Raw genomic sequence first — 17,784 nt, 5'->3', positions numbered from 1 at the left:
ATGGTTACGCCACGCGGGTCAGGCGTGGCGCATTGGCTGCTTTTTCTGGGGCTCAGCGCTTGAGTTTGCGCTTGTTGCGGTACTGATCGATGACCACTGCGACCACGATGATCAGGCCTTTGATGATGTCCTGAATGTAGGCATCGACGCCGACGAAGGTGAAACCGCTGGCCATGACCCCGAGGATCAGTGCGCCGATCACCGTGCCGGTGATGCGCCCTACTCCACCGGCCAGGCTGGTGCCGCCGATCACGGCCGCGGCAATCGCGTCCAGTTCATAAGACATGCCCATCCCGGCCTGCCCGGTCGCGGCCCGTGCCGACGCCACCACACCCGCCAGGCCTGCCAGCAAACCGGCAATGCTGTAGACGATCACCAGATGCCGCTTGACGTTGATCCCCGAGGTACGCGCCGCCTGCATGTTGCCGCCGATGGCGTAGGTGTATTTGCCGTACTTGGTGTAACGCAGGGCGATGTGGAAGATCACCGCGACCACCAGGAAAATGATCACCGGCATCGCGCCGTGTCCGATCGCCGTGTAGGAATCCGAGAGCATGCTCACCGGTTGGCCTTCGGTGTAGTAACGCGCGAGACCACGGGCCGAGACCATCATGCCGAGGGTGGCAATGAACGGCGGGATACCGGTGATGGCAATGATGCTGCCGTTGATCGCCCCCGCCAGCAGCCCTACCCCGAGCCCGGCAATCACCGGAATCCACACCGGCAAGTCAGTCAGCGACGGAAACACCGCCCGGGCGAAGTCCGACGTCTGGGCCAGACTGGCGGCGATCATCGCCGACAACGCCAGTACCGAACCGGACGACAGGTCAATGCCGGTGGTGATGATGACCTGGGTCACACCGATCGCCAGCAGACCGATAATAGACACCTGCAGAATCATCAGCACCAGACGCTGGGAGTTCATCAGGAAGCTCTGGTCGCGCACGATCCAGCCAAACACTTCAAAAACCAGGCCGATGCCAATCAGCACCAGGAAAATACTCAATTCGGTCGGAAAGCGCCGGCGACTCTTGACCGGTGCGGTTGCTGGCTTGTTTTCCAGTATCGCGTTCATAACCCACCCTTCATTAGAAATCTGTGTGGCGAGGGGATTTATCCCCGTTGGACTGCGCAGCAGTCCCATTCTTTTGGGGCCGCTTCGCAGCCCAACGGGGATAAATCCCCTCACCACAGAAATGCGTCCACCCTTGATTTAGTGAACCGCGGACATGCCCGAGGCCAATTGCATCACTCGTTCCTGGGTCGCTTCGCTGCGGTCGAGGGTGCCCATCAGGTCGCCCTCGTGCATGACCATCACCCGGTCGCTCATGCCGAGCACTTCCGGCAGTTCCGACGAAATCATGATCACCGCCATGCCTTCGCTGGCGAGGCAGGAAATGAGCCGGTAGATCTCGGCCTTGGCGCCGACGTCGATACCGCGGGTCGGCTCGTCGAGAATCAGGACCCGTGGATTGGTCATCAGCCAGCGCGCCAGCAAGGCTTTCTGCTGATTACCGCCGGACAAGGTGTCGATGCACTGCTCCAGCGACGGTGTTTTGACCCGCAGCTTCTTGCACATGTCTTCGCACAAGGCGCGCAGGGCTTTTTGCTGGATGAAACCGTGGCCGGCGTAATGCGGCAACACCGCCATTTCCATGTTCTCCAGCACCGACAGGCACGGGAACAGGCCGCTGAGCTTGCGATCTTCGGTCAACAGCGCGAAGCCCTTCTCGATCGCCATGTGCGGATCGCTGATGCGCACCACTTCGCCGTCGAGACGCATCTCGCCACCATCGCTCGGGGTAATGCCGAAAATCGCTTCGGCGACGTTGGTCCGCCCCGAGCCCATCAACCCGGCGATGCCGAGAATCTCGCCAGCGTGCAGGTCGAAGGAAACATCCTTGAAAATACCGTCCAGTTTGAGGTCGCGCACCGACAGCAGCAGATCGCCGATCGGCTTTTCACGCACCGGGAACAACTGGCTCAGCTCGCGGCCGACCATCATCGAAATCAGGCTGTCGCCGTCCATGCTGTCGGCCCGCTGCAAGCCGATGTAGGCGCCGTCACGGAACACCGCCACTTCATCGGCGATGCTGAACACTTCGTTCATTTTATGGGTGATATAGATGATGCCTTTGCCCTGACTCTTGAGGTCGGCAATGATCGAGAACAGATGCGCGACTTCCTTGTCGGTGATGGCCGAGGTCGGCTCATCCATGATCAGGATGTCGGAATCGTAGGACACGGCCTTGGCGATCTCGACCATCTGCCGTTCGGCGATGCTCAGGTTGCCGACCAGCTCTTCTGGATCGAGGTTGATCCGCAGGCGTTCCAGCAGTTTCGCCGTGCAGCGATGCATTTCACGGTGGTCGATCATGTGGAAACCGTTGAGCTGCTCACGGCCGATCCAGATGTTCTCGGCGATGCTCATGTGCGGCATCAGGTTGAGTTCCTGGTGGATCATCGCGATACCGGCCTGGAGCGCAGCCAATGGCGTTTCGAAGACCACCGGTTTGCCTCTCAGGCGCAGTTCACCGGCGTCCGGCTGATAGATGCCGGCAATGATTTTCATCAGGGTGGATTTGCCCGCGCCGTTTTCGCCCATCAGGGCCAGCACGGAGCCGGGGCGTACCCGAAGCTGCACATCGGACAAGGCCACCACACCGGGAAATCCCTTGCTGACGTTGATGATCTCCAGCAGGTACGGCTCATCGACAGGTGTTGCAGCTGGCTGGATACCCACCAACGGGGTGCTCGAAGCAGTCGCTGAAGCGAACATGATCAGGTACTCCATCAGCAAGGTCGCGGTCGCAACCTTGCGTGTTTATTGTTGTTATTGAACGGACGGGCTATTTGAACGTGTCGACGTTTTGCGGGGTGATCAAGCGGTATGGCACCCACACGGCCTGTTCAACCGGCTCGTTTTTGGCCATTTTCACGGCGGTGTCGATCGAACCGTCGGCCTGACCCTTGGCGTCCTGGAACACCGAGACGGCCATGTTGCCTTTCTTGATCGCGTTCAGACCGTCCGGGGTTCCATCGACACCGGCGATCAGCACACTGCCTTTCTCGACGCCGGCCTGTTGCAGGGCCATCGCAGCACCAATGGCCATTTCGTCGTTGTTGGCGATGACCGCGTCAAACTTGCGGCCCTGGGTCAGCCAGTCGTTGACCAGGGTCATGCCCTTGTCCCGCGACCAGATACCGGTCTGCTCTTGCTCGATCTTGATGTTCGGGTATTTGGTCAGAACGTCTTTGACGCCCTTGGTGCGGTTGGTGGTGGAGTTGTTCGCGAGGTCGCCCAGCAGAATCACGATGTCACCCTTGCCGCCCATTTTGTCGGCCAGGTACTGCATCTGCATTTCACCGGCCTCCAGATCGTTGGAGGCGACAGTGACCACGCCTTTGGGCAGCTTCAGGTCATCGGGGCGGCGGTTGACGTAGACCAGCGGGATGCCTGCCTTGACGGCGGCTTCAGTGATTTTCTTGGTGGCAGCGGTATCCACCGGGTTGACCACGATGGCATCTACCTTTTGGCTGATGAAGCTTTCGACCTGGCTCAACTGCTTGACCACGTCGCTGCGGGCGTCTTCGAATTGCAGCTGCACGCCCTCGGGATAGGACTTGGCTTTCTTGTCCATGGATTCGCGCAGGTAGGTCAGCCAGGTGTCATCGAATTGGGACATGCTGACGCCGATCTTCATATCGGCGAGCGCCGCGCCACTGGCGAACATCAGGGACAAGGCAAGTGAGGCGAAGCGGATCTTGGTCTTCATGAAAAGTCTTTCTCCACATTCTTGTTGGTTTTATGGATGAGGCGTGACGATTTCAGTAAGCAGGCAAGCGGGAAAAGGGTTGAAACAGGTGGCGAGGCAGGTCGCTGGAAATGACTCTATTAGAATATAATTTCTATATCAACTCATTTTAGAATTTTATTCTGATTTTATTCCATGGCTCTTGAACGGGCTCAATTCCACCACTTGATGCCGCTCGGCGCTCAGTCGCGCAGCGTCTAGCACGCGGGTGGTCGCCAGTGCATCACGGGCATCCACAGGCAGTGGGCCACCGCTCTGCAACGCGGTTTGTAGCTGTAAATAGAACTGATTCCAGCAACCGCGCTCGGAGGGAACCCGCTCGCGCACTTCGCCTTGTTCGAACCAGCCCCAGCGGCGATGCTCTTCAACGCCCCAACGCTCACCTTCGGATTTCGGCGAGAGCCCGGCGAGTGCCGATGCTTCTTGCCCGTCCAGGCCATCGACGCTGTAACAGCCTTGGCTGCCGGTTACCCGAAAGCGCGGGCCGGGGGTGTTTTGCAGGCAGCTGCCGCCCAGGTGTGAGGTGACGCCACTGGCATGGGTCAGGGACATAAAGAAGCCGTTATCGAAGGCCTGGCCTTTTTCAAGGTAATCCAGCTCGGCGTAGACCCGTGTCACCGGGCCGAACAACAGCAACGCCTGATCCACCAGATGGCTGCCCAGATCGCGCAGGAAACCACCGCCACTGCCGTTGTTCACCGCCTGCGGTGAGTAACGCTCGATCCGTGATTCGAAACGGGTGACCTGGCCCAGCGCACCGGATTCGATGAGCTTGCGCACGGTCAGGAAGTCCGAATCCCAGCGACGGTTCTGGTAGACGCTGAGCTGCACACCCTGGCGCTCGGCCATGGTGATCAGGGTTTGAGCTTGCTGCGCGTCAGCGGCGAACGGTTTGTCGCTGACCACCGCCACACCGTGTTCGATGCCATCGAGCACCAGTGCCGGACGCCCCTTGAGCGGCGTGGACACCACCAGCACATCGATTCCGGCCTCCACCAGTTGGCCGATGCTGTCGAACGCCGGCACCCCAGGGTGCTCGGCTGCCAGCAACTGCCGGCGTTCCGGTGAACGGGTGACCACACCCACGAACGTCGCCGCCGGCAAACTGCTGATCAGCGGAGCATGGAAAAACCGGCCACCATGGCCGTAACCGACAAGTCCGATACGCATATTGTTCTCCTGATCAGAAATCGACACCGCCCCCTGTAGGAGCATGGCTTGCCCGCGATGGCGCCAGCTCTGACACACCGCGTTATCGTTTATCGCGAGCAAGCTTTGCTCCTACAGGGGATCGGGTTAGCCGTAGAAGTGTGGGCGGTCAGGGAGAGCAACTTTGACGATCTGGCCGCTGTTCTGTGCTTCGATGCACGCGTCTGCTGCGACGGCAGCGGCGAAGCCGTCCCACGCTGACGGGCCACCGACCTGCCCGGCCCGCACACCATCGATGAACGCCTGCAACTCAACGTCGTACGCCGCGATGAAGCGATCCTTCCAGTCCATCAAAATCGCGTTGGACAACTTCGCCCCGCTGCGCAACTGAACCTGCGACGGCTCCGGCAGTTTGGCGATGCCGGTCTCCCCCACCACTTCGCACTGGATGTCGTAGCCGTATTGGCAATTAACGAACACTTCCACGTCGATGCGCGTGCCCTTGGCGGTTTCCAGCAGCACAATTTGCGGGTCTTTCAAATGCGCGAGCGCCTTGCTGCTCTTGCGCGGGAACACCACTTGCACCGACACGTAATCGTCGTCGAGCAACCAGCGCAACACGTCCAGCTCATGGATCAGCGTGTCGGTGATCGCCATGTCGGTCTTGTAGTTTTCCCCCACGGTCGGGTTGCGGTGCGCGCAGTGCAACATCAACGGTTCACCAATCTGACCGCTGTCGATCACGGCTTTGAGTGCCCGATAGCCTTCGTCATACGGACGCATGAAGCCAACCTGCACCAGGCGTTTGCCATAGGCCACTTCGGCCTCGACGATTTTCCGACAGCCTTCAGCGGTGACCGCCAGCGGCTTCTCGCAGAACACCGGCTTACCCGCCGCAATCGCCGCCAGCACGAATTCTTCGTGGCTCGGGCCCCAGGAGGTGACGAGGATTGCTTCGACCTCGGGCGCCTGGATCAGCGCGTGGCCGTCGGGATAAACCTCGGCGGTCAGCTTCAGGTCGGAAACGACCTTCGCGGCTTGCTGCAAGTTGATGTCGGTCACCGCAACCACCTGGCTATTGAGCAAGGTCTGGCTGCAACGACGAATGTGGTCCTGGCCGATGGCCCCGGTGCCGATGACGCCGATCTTTAAAGACATTTAATGACTCCTGGATTTGTTGTTGTTCGTTCAGGGCAATCAGTACTGACGGGCCTTGGCCAGTCGTTCATTCAGGGTCTTGGCCACCGCATCGGTGCGGGCGCTGGTGGAGACTTGCGCCACGCCGACCCGCCACCACGACAGGTAGCCGTGAATCATGGTTTTCGGCAGGACCTTGATGTCGATCAGTGTCGACACCGTCTGCAAGCGCGCATCGGCCAATGCCGCTTGCAGTTCTTCAACCGTGTTCACCTTGTAGGTCTTGCAGCCATAGGCCGCCGCGCTCATGGCGAAATCCACCGGCACGAAACCGCCGTCGAGCTTGCCGGTTTCCGGGTTGCGGAACCGGAATTCGGTGCCGAAGCTGTCCATCCCGTTGCCCATCTGCAGGTTGTTGATGCAACCGAACGTCATGTTGTCGAGCAACACCACGTTGATCTTGCGTCGCTCCTGAATCGAGGTCGCCAGCTCCGAGTGCAGCATCATGTAAGAGCCGTCGCCGACCAGCGCGTAGACCTCGCGATCCGGCTCGGCGAGCTTCACGCCCAGTGCGGCATTGACCTCGTAACCCATGCAGGAATAACCGTACTCGACGTGATAGGTGTTCACGCCCTTGCTGCGCCAGCTGCGCTGCAAGTCACCGGGCAGGCTGCCGGCGGCGGCGACGATCACGGCGTCATCGGCGAGGGTTTCATTGAGCACGCCGAGCACGCGGCTCTGGGTCAGGCAGGAACCGGTCAGCTCGATAAATTCGCGCAGCACCGCCGGGTCTAGGTGGTCGTTGATTTCCGGGATGAAGTCTTTGCTCTGGTATTCGACCTGATAGAGACGGTCGACTTCCTCGTCCAGTTGCGCCTTGGCCTGACGCGGTTGATCGCCCCACGCAGAACGGTAATCACCCAAGGCTTCAGCCAACGCTTGCAAGCCGACTTTGGCATCCGCCAGCAGTTGCACGCCGTCGAGCTTCAGGGCATCGCACGGGCTGATATTGAGGTTGAGAAATTGCACGTCCGGATGCTGGAACAGGGATTTCGAGGCGGTGGTGAAATCGCTGTAGCGAGTGCCGACACCGATGATCAGATCCGCATCCCGGGCCAACAGATTCGCCGCCAGGCAACCGGTTTCGCCAATCCCGCCAACGTTCAGCGGGTGACTGGACACCACCGCACTCTTGCCGGCCTGAGTTTCGGCGAAGGGAATATCGAAACGCTCGGCAAACGCCTGCAAGGCGGCATTGGCGCCAGAGTATCTGACCCCGCCACCGCAAATGATCAGCGGCTTGCGCTTGCCTTTGAACAGCGCCAGCGCATCACCGAGCATCGCTTCAGTCGCCGGACGACGCTCGATGCGGTGCACGCGTTTTTGCAGGAAGTAATCGGGGTAATCGTAGGCCTCGGCTTGCACATCTTGTGGCAAAGCCAGGGTCACCGCGCCGGTTTCGGCAGGGTCGGTGAGCACGCGCATGGCGTGGATCGCCGCCGTCATGAGTTGCTCGGGACGGTTGATGCGGTCCCAGTATTTGCTCACGGCCTTGAACGCGTCGTTGGTGCTGATGCTCAAGTCGTGGAACTGCTCGATCTGTTGCAGCACCGGGTCCGGCTGGCGGCAGGCATAGACATCACCGGGCAACAGCAGCAAGGGAATGCGGTTGGCGGTCGCCGTCGCCGCGGCGGTCAGCATGTTCGCCGCGCCCGGGCCTACCGATGAGGAGCAGGCGTAGATCTTGCGCCGCAAGTGTTGCTTGGCGAAACCGATGGCCGCGTGGGCCATGCCTTGCTCGTTGCGCCCCTGATGGACGATCAGGTCGCCACTGTCCTGTTCCAGGGCCTGGCCCAGGCCTAGTACGTTACCGTGGCCGAAAATAGTAAAGATCCCGGCGACGAATTTGCTTTGAACCCCATCGACCTCGATGTACTGGTTATCGAGGAATTTCACCAGGGCCTGAGCCATGGTCAGTCTTGTTGTGGTCATAACCGATCCTTCAATAAACGAAGAAACCTTGTGGGAGCGAGCCTGCTCGCGATGGCGGCGGCACATTCAACATTGATGTTGCCTGACACACTGCAATCGCGAGCAGGCTCGCTCCCACATTGGATCTCCATCAACCTGATAACAGTGTCAGGCCAAAGATTTTTGCAGGTGATCCATGCTCGCGCCGATCGCCTGCTGGATATCCGCCAGGCCATGGACGCTGTCGGCAAACGGTTCGAACGACAGGTAGCCGCTGTAACCGCTGCTGAGCAAGGTGTCGATTTGCGCCGCGTTGCCAAGGATGTCGCCCTCGCCCACCAGCACTCTGTGCCCGTCACGAATGCTCGCCAGTGGCGCCTCGGCATCCTCGACACCTGAGATGTGCACCAACCCGGTCAGCTCGGGAAAGAACTCATGCTCGCTGGCCAGGTGATGGTGAAAGGTGTCGTGAACCAGACGGAACACATCCAGCCCGCCGATGGCCTTGATTGCGTCCACCGCCGTGCGTTTACGGCGCAGCGAGCACTCTTCAAAACCCAGCGGTTCGATGAAACCGAGAATGCCGTGTTCGCGCAGGATCGGCGCCAGTTCAGTCAACGCCGTGCGCAGACCCGAAGCGCGTGCGGCCTCGTTACGCGGGTCGGCACGGTCGTTGAGCGGGCACATGACCAACCCTTGAGCGCCGCAATCACGGGCATAAGCAGCCAGCTTCAGGGCGTGCGCACGGCGCTCGTCATTCCACACATCAAACGGATACAGCGCGTTGATCGACAGCACGGTGATGCCTTTGGCAGCACACAACTCCCGGACGCGCTCGGGTGCGGTACCGTCTTCGATCTCGACGCCTTTAAGGTCGTTGCGAATTTCGATGGCGTCGGCCTTGAGGGTCACCGCCAACTCGATGAACGCGGGCAGGGACAAACGTGGGGCGACCATACGGTTCAGGGCGAAACGCAGGGGCTTGCTCATTATTGTTGTTCTCCGCACAGGTGAATTAGTTGGCTGTCGGCATGCTGAATTCAGGGCCCTTGGCGATGCTGTCAGGCCAGCGCTGCATCACGCTTTTGTAGCGGCTGTAGAAGCGAATGCCTTCTTCGCCGTAAGCGTGGTGATCGCCAAACAGCGAGCGCTTCCAGCCGCCGAAAGAGTGCCAGGCCATCGGCACCGGAATCGGCACATTGATGCCGACCATGCCGACCTTAATGGTGCGGGCAAAGGCCCGGGCGATGCCGCCGTCGCGGGTGAAACAGGACACGCCGTTGCCGAACTCGTGGGCGTTGATCAACGCCACGGCGCTGGCGAAGTCCGCTACACGAACGATGCCCAGCACCGGGCCGAAAATTTCCTGTTGGTAGATGCTCATCTCGGTCGTGACGTTATCGAACAGTGTCGCGCCGACGAAGAAGCCGTTCTCGGCGCCCGGCACTTTGAAGTGGCGGCCATCAACGATCAGTTGCGCGCCCTGGGCAACGCCTTCGTCGATGAAACCTTCAACTTTGGCCTTGTGCTCGGCGGTCACCAGCGGCCCCATGTCGCTGTCGCCCTTCAGGCCGTTGCCGACTTTCAGTTGATCGATACGCGGCAGCAGTTTGGCAATCAGCTGATCGCCGACATCGCCCACCGCCACGGCAATCGAAATCGCCATGCAGCGCTCGCCAGCCGAGCCATAAGCGGCGCCGATCAAGGCATCCGCCGCTTGATCCAGATCTGCGTCAGGCATGACGATCATGTGATTCTTCGCCCCGCCCAGTGCTTGCACACGCTTGCCGCGGGAGGTGGCTTGCTGGTGGATGTACTCGGCAATCGGCGTCGAACCGACAAAGGAAATCGCCTCGATGTCCGGGTGTTGCAGCAACGCGTCGACCGCGGTCTTGTCACCCTGGACCACGTTGAACACACCGTCCGGCAACCCGGCTTCGCTCAACAGACGAGCCATCAGCACACTGGCGGACGGGTCACGCTCGGACGGCTTGAGGATAAAGCAGTTACCGGTGATCAGCGCCAGCGGGATCATCCACAGCGGCACCATCACCGGGAAGTTGAACGGTGTGACGCCGGCACACACGCCCAGCGGCTGACGCAGGTTCCAGTTATCGATGCCGCCACCGATGTTGTCGCTGAAATCTGTTTTCAACAGGTTCGGCGCACCGCAGGCGTACTCGACGATTTCGATGCCCCGGGTGACTTCGCCCTTGGCGTCCGAAAACACCTTGCCGTGTTCGCGACTGATGATTTCTGCCAGCTCATCGTGATGTTGGTCGAGCAATTCCTTGAACTTGAACATCACCCGCGAACGGCGCAGGGACGATTGTTCGGACCAGGCCGGAAAGGCTTTCAGGGCCGAGGCGACGGCTTCGTCGACGGTCTTCTGGCTGGCCAGCCCGACGCGTGCCTGGACGCTGCCGGTGGCCGGGTTGAAGACGTTGCTGAACCGTTCGCTGCTGCTGTCTTGCACTTGACCGTGGATGTAATGGCCGATGATCGGGGCGTTGCTCATTGATCGTGTTCTCCGTGCAGAGGTTGGAATTCAGGCTTTTAGTTCAGAGATCAAGCAGCCAGCTGTGCTGCGGATCGTTATGGAACTGCCAGACGCGTTTGGGTCCGGCCATCACGTTCAGGTAGTACGACTCGTAGCCGTACGGCACGCTGACCGGGTGATAGCCTTTGGGCACAACCACGAGGTCGCTGTTTTCCACGGCCATGGCCTGATCGATGCTGCGGTCATCGGTGTACACCCGCTGGAACACGAAGCCCTGGGGCGGGTTGATCTGGTGGTAATAGGTTTCTTCGAGAAAACTCTGATGCGGCAAATCATCGGTGTCGTGCTTGTGCGGCGGGTAGCTCGACGAGTGACCCGACGGCGTGCGCACTTCCACCACCAGCAGCGAATGGGCTGGTTCGGTGTCCGGCAGAATGTCGCAGACGTAACGGGTGTTGGCACCTTTGCCGCGCACGCTGCGCTTCATCGTTTCCGGTTTGATCAAACGCGGACCGTAGGAGCTGCCGAAGGCTGCGATCTTTTCGCTTTCAGCTTCAGTAGTGGACCCAGGCGCTGAGCAAACAGCAATTTGCACATCACTCAGCGCGACCACTTGCGCCTGACTGCCAGGTGGCAAGTACGCGGCGAAGGGTGATTTGTCTTCGAACACTGACTGACGATCACCAATGTTGTCCCAGTCGAACGCGCCCTGCCCCGGCGCTTCACCCTTGATGCTGACCCGGCCGCTCAGCAGCACCAGGCACAGTTCTTTATCACCGGCCGACACCGGCAGGGTTTCGCCCAGACTCAAGCGGTAAGCGGCGAAGCCAACGTATTCCAGCTCACCTTTGCCCAACTCGACCATGGTCCTGCCACGGGCGTTGCTTTTGACCAGCAGACTCATAATGCAATCCTCTCGTCGAGCAGCGCACGCAAGGTGTCGTAGCCTTTTTTGGCGTAGACATAACTGGGTGCCACCGCCGGGTCCTGTTCCGCTTCGACCACCAGCCAGCCGTGGTAACCGGCCGCCAGCAGCACGTCGAGCAAGGCGCCGAAGTCGATGTCGCCATCGCCGGGCACGGTGAAGGTGCCGTTGATGATGCAGTCCGGGAAGCTCCACAAGTTGTTGCGGGCCAGTTGCACCACCGGTTTGCGCACGTCCTTGAAATGTACGTGGCAGATGCGTTCGATGTGTTTGCGCAGCACGTGCAACGGTTCGCCGCCACCCATGTAGCAATGGCCCGAATCGAACAGCAGACCGACTTCGCTGCCGGTCAGCGCCATCAGTTTGTCGATGTCTGCCGGGGATTCGACGTAGGCGCCCATGTGATGGTGATACGCGAGGCGCACGCCTTGGGACAAGGTGAAGCGCGCCAGTTCGGTGAGCTTGTCGGCGTACTCCTGCCAGGCGTGTTCGGTGTGGAATCGCGGGCGTTCGACCAGCGGAATGCGCTGGCCTTGAGTGGAGTCGGCGACTTCGCCGTACACCAGTACCTTGGCGCCGTTTTTGGCCAACAGCTCGACATGGCCGCCGATGGCATCGATTTCTTCGGCCACCGAGCGACGGGCCAGACGGCTGGAATACCAACCGGACACCAGCGCCAGGTCGTAAGGGCGCAATACATCGCCGACACCCTTGGCGTCTTTGGGGAACTTGCCGTTGAGTTCGAAACCTTCGTAGCCGATTTCCTTGCCTTCGCTCAGGGCGGTGCTCAGCGGCGTCTCGCCACCGAGGGACGGCAGGTCGTCGTTGCTCCAGGAGATCGGGTTGATGCCAATTCGAATAGCGGGCATGGCTGCACCTTTTATTGTTGTCTGAATGAGATCTCTGCAAACCAGCCCTGTAGGAGCAAAGCTTGCTCGCGATGCTGTTGGCGTTCTCGAGGGCCCCATCGCGGGCAAGCCATGCTCCTACAGGTGATCTGCGCGTCATGCGCGGGCTGTACGCCAGGCATCGATCAGTTCAACGAACGTGCCCTGCACTTGACGGATCAGCGTTTCATCGTCGATTTCACCGGCCATCCACGCGCGGCTCGGTTCCTGGAAAATCGTCCGGCCGACTGCAAACCCGCGGCACGTCTGGCTCTGGCTGGCCTGTTGAAACCCTTCGGCCAATGCCGCTGCCGGTGCATTCAGCCCCAGCAACACCACGCCTCGGCAGTACGGATCACGTTCCTGAATCAGCTCGTCGAGTTGCTTCCACTCCTCGGCGCTCTGCGCTTCGATCTTCCACCACGCCGGGTAAATGCCCAGGTTGTAGAGGCGTTTCAGCGCGCGATACAGCACGTCCGGATGAGTCGACGGATGATCCTTGGGCGGGATGATTTCCAGCAGCAGTTCATGACCGCTGACCTGGGAGGCCTGGTACAAACCCTTGATCTGCGCTTCCTGTTCCAGTCGCAGCAGCGGTTCGTCGTCGGGGTGGAACTGCACCAGGCACTTGATGATTTGTTCCTGCGGCCAGGCGATCAGGTTGCTGCCAATCGAGCGCCCATGTTCGAAGGCCAATGGCCGCGAACCCTGCACTTCCACCGGACGCGCCACCCACCAGCCGCGACCGGTGGCGGCGTTCAGCGAGTCCTGGCCGAAGCGTTGATCGGCCAGCAGCCCGACATCGGCCTCGACGCCCTGCTCGCGCAAGTCGGCTTCGACCCGTTCCACAGCCTTGATAAACAGTTGCTTGAGTTCGCCGATGGCGGTCAGGTCGCGACCGCCCTTGTGCGCCAGTTCCACCAGTTGCCCGCGATGGTCGAAAGCAAAAATGAACAGCTGCTTCCACTGTTTGCGCGGCACGCTGACCTGATGCAGACGCTGCAACACCGCGTCCTGATCCGGCCGGGTAATCGGCACCGGGCTGTTAAACAGATAGTCGAGTTCGGCACGGGTCGGCATGGCCGGCGCGCAGGCATGACGCGACACCACCAGACCGCCACAGGCATTGGCCAACTGGCAGCAGCGCTCGTCGCTCGCATCCTCCAGCCAACCGGCGAGGAAGCCCGACATGAAGGCATCGCCGGCCCCCAGCACATTCAACACTTCCACCCGAACGCCGGGGTAAATGGCGCCGTCTTCAAGACGCTCCGGAATGACGCCGTGAATCACCGTGCAACCTTGCGGGCCGAGCTTGACCACCAGGGTCGCCGCGCTCAGGCGCCGCACATTGCGTAGTGCGGTGAGCAAATCCTCGGAACCGCCGGCAATCAGGAACTCTTCTTCCGTGCCGACGATCAGGTCGAAACGCGGGAGGATTTTCTGCACATGCTGGCTGACGTTCTGGTCGGCGACGAAACGGGTTTCGCCGTCGGCCTTGCCGGCCAGGCCCCAGAGCACCGGGCGATAGTCGATGTCCAGCACCCGTTTGACGTTGTACTTCTCGGCGTAATCCAGAGCCTGGATGCTCGCCTTGTAGACGCCGTCGGTGGAGAAATGGGTGCCGGTGATCAGCAAGGCTTTGCTGGAAGCGATGAAGGCTTCGCTGATGTCTTCGGCCCGCAGCGCCATGTCGGCGCAGTTTTCGCGGTAGAAGACCAAAGGAAAGGTTTCGCGATCCTTGAGGCCCAACAGGACCATGGCGGTCAGGCGCTCCGGATCGACCTTGATGCCGCTGACATCGCAACCTTCGCGGGTCAGGGATTCAACCAGGAAGCGGCCCATGTGGTCGTCCCCTACCCGGCTCAGCATCGCCGATTTCAGGCCCAGCCGAGCCGTGCCGAAGGCGATGTTGGCGGACGACCCGCCGAGGTATTTGGCGAAGCTGCTGACATCCTCCAGCCGCGCGCCGACTTGCTGCGCATAGAGGTCGACGCCTAGGCGCCCCAGGCAAATCAGATCCAATTGACGCCCACTGGCAAAACGAGTCTGGCCCATGCTGGCTCCTGTTATTTTTATCAGCCTGCGTTCGGGGCGATGGCCGCGCCGAACACTCTTGGTGGATGCAGACTAAAACGACCGGGACCGAACAATCAATAATTATTCCAAATAATTTTTACGTGGAATATTTTTTCCAATAAACTTTGCTACAGGCGTTCCAGAGGCAGTGCATCGTTTCAGCACACCTCGTACTGACCGCACGCTCAAGATTTTATTCCGGCCTACCCTGTAGACTGCGCACAGCCAACCTATTGTCAGGGGATGACGCTTTTAGTCGTCCCTATAAGAACAAGCCAGAAGGATTCCTTATGACCCGCACCGATCAGCCGGCGACGACCGAGAGCACGCCCGACAGCGATCTCGTCAGCCCCCCGATCAACGCCGAGCGTCTGCTGCAGCTGATCACCAACGAATACGAAAGCCTGCCGCGCCAGCTCAAGCGCATCGCCAGTTACATGAGCCAGCAGAGCGACCGGATCATGGTCGACCGCATCAGCGACATCGCCCGCGAGTGCGAAGTCCACCCGTCGGCGATCGTGCGGTTTTCCCAGCGTTTCGGCTTCAGTGGCTTCAGCGAAATGCAGGCACTGTTCCGCGAGGCCTATACCCACAAGACCACGCCGGTGCAGAACTACCAGCAGCGCATTCGCAGCATGATTGCCAACAAGTCGCAGAAGGCCAGCGGCGGCGACCTGGCGCGCGAGTGCATCGATGCGACCCTGTCAGGCATCGAACGGCTGGGGCTGGAACTCGATGATCAGGCCTTCGACAAGGCCGTTGACCTGGTGGTGAATGCCGACAACATCTACGTGGTCGGGGTGCGCCGTTCGTTCGCGGTCGCCGACTACCTGGTCTACAACCTGCAACACACCAACAAGCGCATCCATCTGGTTTCGGGGCTCGGCGGCAGCTACCGCGAGCAGATGCGCAGCGTGCGCGCCAATGACCTGGTGATCGCCATCAGCTTCACGCCCTACGGCAAGGAAACCCAGCACTGCCTGCGCATTGCCCAGCACCATCAGGCCAAAACCCTGATCATCACCGACAGCAACCTCTCGCCCCTGGCCAAGCGCGCCAACACTGTGTTGCTGGTCAACGAAGGCAGTTCGTTTGCCTTCCGTTCGTTGAGTGCGACGCTGTGCCTGTGCCAGGCGCTGTTTATCGCCGTGGCCTATCGGCTGGAATTGAAGGTCGATGAGATTCACGAACAGGTCGGCTTCGAAGATTAGCGCCACGCCGTTTGCAGCTCGCTGAAGCTAAACTAAGGTTGTCCATCCCGAAATGGACATCTGAAGGAGCGGTTCAATGAAGCTGATCGGCATGCTGGATTCACCGTACGTGCGGCGCGTCGCCATCTCTGCCAAACGCCTTGGCATCCCACTGGAACACCAGTCGGTTTCGGTGTTTCGGCATTTCGAGCAATTCCAGCAGATCAACCCGGTGGTCAAGGCGCCCACCCTGGTGTTGGACGATGGCGAGGTGTTGATCGACTCGACGTTGATTATCGAATACCTCGAAGCGTTGGCCGGTCCCGCCAACAGCCTGATGCCCAGTGACCTGAAGCAGCGCTTGCGCTCGTTGCGCCTGATCGGCCTGGCGTTGGCGGCGTGCGAAAAGTCCGTACAACTCTATTACGAACGCAACCTACGGCCAGCGGAGATTCAGTTTGAACCGTGGGTGGAGCGGGTCGAAGGGCAATTGGCGGCCGCCTATTCGGCGCTGGAGCGGGAGCTGGAAATGCAGCCGCTGAAGACCGACGGGACGATTGCTCAAGACGGGATTACGTTGGCGGTGGCGTGGAGTTTCACCCATCTGGTGGTGCCGGATCAGGTGGATGTGAATCGGTTTCCACAGATCAGTGCGTTTACCGCGTATGCCGAGGGGCTTGAGGATTTTGTCAGTACACCGATTGAGTAGACAGGTTTGTTGTGCCTGATCTGGCCCCATCGCGAGCAGGCTCACTCCCACATTTGACCGAGTTGTCCAGACAAGCGCGATCTAATGTGGGAGCGAGCCTGCTCGCGATGGCGGTTTGAGAAGCGGCAGAGGCCTGTGCCCCAGGGTAAATTAGTGCATGAACAGGGCGATCAGGATGATGATCGGGATCGGTACGCCGAGAAAGAACAGCAGTAGTGAGCGCATGGTAGTTCTCCTGGGTTAGCGAACAGGCAGTGAAGTGGTGGTCACGTAAGCGTCGGATTCCAGATACACCACAGCATCCCGACGACGGCCGCCAAAGGTTGCAGCGAGGCTGGCGAAAAACGCACCGATCAGCAGCGCGATGAACATCCACAGCGAAGTCCAGGCAGCGACTTTGGCGGCGGTGTCTGCGGCTTGTTGGGCGGCGAGTTTGGCGTCGGCCACGGCTTTTTGCGTGCGGGCATACACTTCATCAACGCGACGTTCCGCGTCCGCTTGAGTGAGGTTGGTCCGCTGGGCGACCAGTTGCGCCAGGTAGATGCGGTCTTCGGCAGCCAGTTGAGCGCCGTTGCTCAGGCTGCGCACGAAGATGCGCGTCACGGTGCCACGAACGGCGTCATCACTGACCGCCGCCGGACGATCATCGCGGAACAGGCTGTCGACGAAGTAACCGTACTGGTCACTGTCCGTGTTGCCGACAGCCGTGCCGGCGGCTTGAGTCGCGGCACTCGCAGCGCCGCCAACCACGCTCGCCCCGGCCTGCACGCCACCGCCGACGATGCTGCTGACCGAGCCGACCACCAGCGTCGCCGTCACCAGAGTCGCCACGCACCAGGCCAGAAAGCCGTGGGCAGTGTCACGGAAGTAAACCTCATCACCGTGCATGTACGCCCACTTCACCCGCAAACGACCGGCGATGTAACCGCCCAGCCCGGAAGCCACGATTTGCGTAGCCGCCAACCAGACAATCGTTGAAATACCCAGGCCCTTGGCGCTCACCCCTTCATTGGCCCATGGCGATACCGCCGAAAAACCCAGGCCAAAGCCGAGCAGCACGAGAATCAGCGACAACGCTGCCGCCGCAGCGGCCCCCGCGAAGATCGCGCCCCAGGACACGCCAGAGAGCGTGCTCGTTTCTTCGAGGGCAGGATAGAAACCATCAGAGGATCTATTCATTGTTATATCGCTCCAGGCAGGAAAGATGGTGATACAACTCTTCAACGGAGGAAGTGCAGTCACCGTGCCAGTCGCCGACTTTAAATAAATGGCGGTTTTTCAATAAGTTATAAAGTTTGAACTTCCAATGGCCTTGCAATTTGCAAGGAGCCGTCTGTAGCGGCGGGTTTTATGCATTGACCGGGAGCGGTGTTTTCAATGGAAAAATCAAAAGATCGCATGAAGTTTTATTTAGAAAGCCTGCCA

At 60.1% G+C, this 17,784-nt stretch carries 14 protein-coding genes; 2 read left to right on the top strand and 12 right to left on the bottom strand.

The features are described 5' to 3' along the window. Nucleotides 1-52 precede the first annotated feature (52 nt). The 11 genes from PMI27_RS26285 to PMI27_RS26335 form a co-directional block, all read right to left on the bottom strand. Nucleotides 53-1,075, bottom strand: a complete 1,023-nt coding sequence (locus PMI27_RS26285) for an ABC transporter permease (protein WP_008153855.1) — start codon at nt 1,073-1,075, stop codon at nt 53-55. Between the two features lie 138 nt (nt 1,076-1,213). Continuing rightward, on the bottom strand, nt 1,214-2,779 hold the full coding sequence (locus PMI27_RS26290; protein ID WP_008153856.1) for a sugar ABC transporter ATP-binding protein: 1,566 nt from the start codon (nt 2,777-2,779) through the stop codon (nt 1,214-1,216). A 70-nt stretch (nt 2,780-2,849) separates the two neighbouring features. Beyond that, nucleotides 2,850-3,776: a sugar ABC transporter substrate-binding protein gene (locus PMI27_RS26295; RefSeq protein WP_008153857.1), complete on the bottom strand. Its 927-nt coding sequence runs from the start codon at nt 3,774-3,776 to the stop codon at nt 2,850-2,852. Between the two features lie 156 nt (nt 3,777-3,932). Continuing rightward, nucleotides 3,933-4,985, bottom strand: a complete 1,053-nt coding sequence (locus tag PMI27_RS26300; protein WP_033053013.1) for a Gfo/Idh/MocA family protein — start codon at nt 4,983-4,985, stop codon at nt 3,933-3,935. Between the two features lie 126 nt (nt 4,986-5,111). Continuing rightward, nucleotides 5,112-6,122, bottom strand: coding sequence for a Gfo/Idh/MocA family protein (locus PMI27_RS26305; protein WP_008153859.1), 1,011 nt, complete (start codon nt 6,120-6,122; stop codon nt 5,112-5,114). Nucleotides 6,123-6,161: 39 nt separating this feature from the next. After that, entirely contained in the window at nt 6,162-8,093 is a 1,932-nt protein-coding gene (iolD, locus tag PMI27_RS26310; protein ID WP_008153860.1) for a 3D-(3,5/4)-trihydroxycyclohexane-1,2-dione acylhydrolase (decyclizing), read from the bottom strand. A gap of 147 nt (nt 8,094-8,240) precedes the next feature. Beyond that, nucleotides 8,241-9,062, bottom strand: coding sequence for a TIM barrel protein (locus PMI27_RS26315; protein WP_008153862.1), 822 nt, complete (start codon nt 9,060-9,062; stop codon nt 8,241-8,243). Between the two features lie 25 nt (nt 9,063-9,087). After that, nucleotides 9,088-10,590 (bottom strand): CoA-acylating methylmalonate-semialdehyde dehydrogenase, encoded by a 1,503-nt coding sequence (locus PMI27_RS26320; protein WP_008153863.1) that lies wholly within the window; start codon nt 10,588-10,590, stop codon nt 9,088-9,090. 43 nt (nt 10,591-10,633) lie between these two features. Further along, complete coding sequence (gene iolB, locus PMI27_RS26325) at nt 10,634-11,476, bottom strand: 5-deoxy-glucuronate isomerase (protein ID WP_008153864.1); 843 nt, start codon at nt 11,474-11,476, stop codon at nt 10,634-10,636. Continuing rightward, on the bottom strand, nt 11,473-12,366 hold the full coding sequence (gene iolE / locus PMI27_RS26330; RefSeq protein ID WP_008153865.1) for a myo-inosose-2 dehydratase: 894 nt from the start codon (nt 12,364-12,366) through the stop codon (nt 11,473-11,475). The genes iolB and iolE overlap by 4 nt, the downstream gene beginning before the upstream one ends. 135 nt (nt 12,367-12,501) lie before the next feature. Continuing rightward, the gene (locus PMI27_RS26335) at nt 12,502-14,439 is read right to left on the bottom strand and encodes a bifunctional 5-dehydro-2-deoxygluconokinase/5-dehydro-2-deoxyphosphogluconate aldolase (RefSeq protein ID WP_008153866.1); all 1,938 of its coding nucleotides are present in this window, start codon (nt 14,437-14,439) and stop codon (nt 12,502-12,504) included. A gap of 311 nt (nt 14,440-14,750) precedes the next feature. On the opposite strand from PMI27_RS26335, the gene PMI27_RS26340 reads away from it, so the two are divergent. Together PMI27_RS26340 and PMI27_RS26345 are read left to right on the top strand one after the other, a co-directional pair. Then, a complete protein-coding gene (locus PMI27_RS26340) occupies nt 14,751-15,671 on the top strand; it encodes a MurR/RpiR family transcriptional regulator (RefSeq protein ID WP_008153867.1) in 921 nt (306 codons plus the stop codon). Nucleotides 15,672-15,747: 76 nt separating this feature from the next. Then, a complete protein-coding gene (locus PMI27_RS26345) occupies nt 15,748-16,359 on the top strand; it encodes a glutathione S-transferase (protein ID WP_008153869.1) in 612 nt (203 codons plus the stop codon). A gap of 240 nt (nt 16,360-16,599) precedes the next feature. On the opposite strand, the gene PMI27_RS26350 is transcribed toward PMI27_RS26345, so the two are convergent. Beyond that, a complete protein-coding gene (locus PMI27_RS26350) occupies nt 16,600-17,538 on the bottom strand; it encodes a hypothetical protein (RefSeq protein WP_008153870.1) in 939 nt (312 codons plus the stop codon). Between the last annotated feature and the right edge of the window lie 246 nt (nt 17,539-17,784).

Origin of the sequence: Pseudomonas sp. GM41(2012) (genome assembly GCF_000282315.2) — a bacterium.
Classification (GTDB): domain Bacteria; phylum Pseudomonadota; class Gammaproteobacteria; order Pseudomonadales; family Pseudomonadaceae; genus Aquipseudomonas.
Note: the sequence above shows the minus strand (reverse complement) of the source record. Positions and strands in the feature narration are given on the sequence as shown.

Coding starts and splice junctions, on each gene's coding strand:
- iolE (WP_008153865.1), bottom strand. CDS start 12,366: ATGCCCGCTATTCGAATTGGCATCAACCCGATCTCCTGGAGCAACGAC.
- PMI27_RS26350 (WP_008153870.1), bottom strand. CDS start 17,538: ATGAATAGATCCTCTGATGGTTTCTATCCTGCCCTCGAAGAAACGAGC.
- PMI27_RS26300 (WP_033053013.1), bottom strand. CDS start 4,985: ATGCGTATCGGACTTGTCGGTTACGGCCATGGTGGCCGGTTTTTCCAT.
- PMI27_RS26305 (WP_008153859.1), bottom strand. CDS start 6,122: ATGTCTTTAAAGATCGGCGTCATCGGCACCGGGGCCATCGGCCAGGAC.
- PMI27_RS26345 (WP_008153869.1), top strand. CDS start 15,748: ATGAAGCTGATCGGCATGCTGGATTCACCGTACGTGCGGCGCGTCGCC.
- PMI27_RS26340 (WP_008153867.1), top strand. CDS start 14,751: ATGACCCGCACCGATCAGCCGGCGACGACCGAGAGCACGCCCGACAGC.
- iolD (WP_008153860.1), bottom strand. CDS start 8,093: ATGACCACAACAAGACTGACCATGGCTCAGGCCCTGGTGAAATTCCTC.
- PMI27_RS26290 (WP_008153856.1), bottom strand. CDS start 2,779: ATGTTCGCTTCAGCGACTGCTTCGAGCACCCCGTTGGTGGGTATCCAG.
- PMI27_RS26285 (WP_008153855.1), bottom strand. CDS start 1,075: ATGAACGCGATACTGGAAAACAAGCCAGCAACCGCACCGGTCAAGAGT.
- PMI27_RS26335 (WP_008153866.1), bottom strand. CDS start 14,439: ATGGGCCAGACTCGTTTTGCCAGTGGGCGTCAATTGGATCTGATTTGC.
- iolB (WP_008153864.1), bottom strand. CDS start 11,476: ATGAGTCTGCTGGTCAAAAGCAACGCCCGTGGCAGGACCATGGTCGAG.
- PMI27_RS26315 (WP_008153862.1), bottom strand. CDS start 9,062: ATGAGCAAGCCCCTGCGTTTCGCCCTGAACCGTATGGTCGCCCCACGT.
- PMI27_RS26320 (WP_008153863.1), bottom strand. CDS start 10,590: ATGAGCAACGCCCCGATCATCGGCCATTACATCCACGGTCAAGTGCAA.
- PMI27_RS26295 (WP_008153857.1), bottom strand. CDS start 3,776: ATGAAGACCAAGATCCGCTTCGCCTCACTTGCCTTGTCCCTGATGTTC.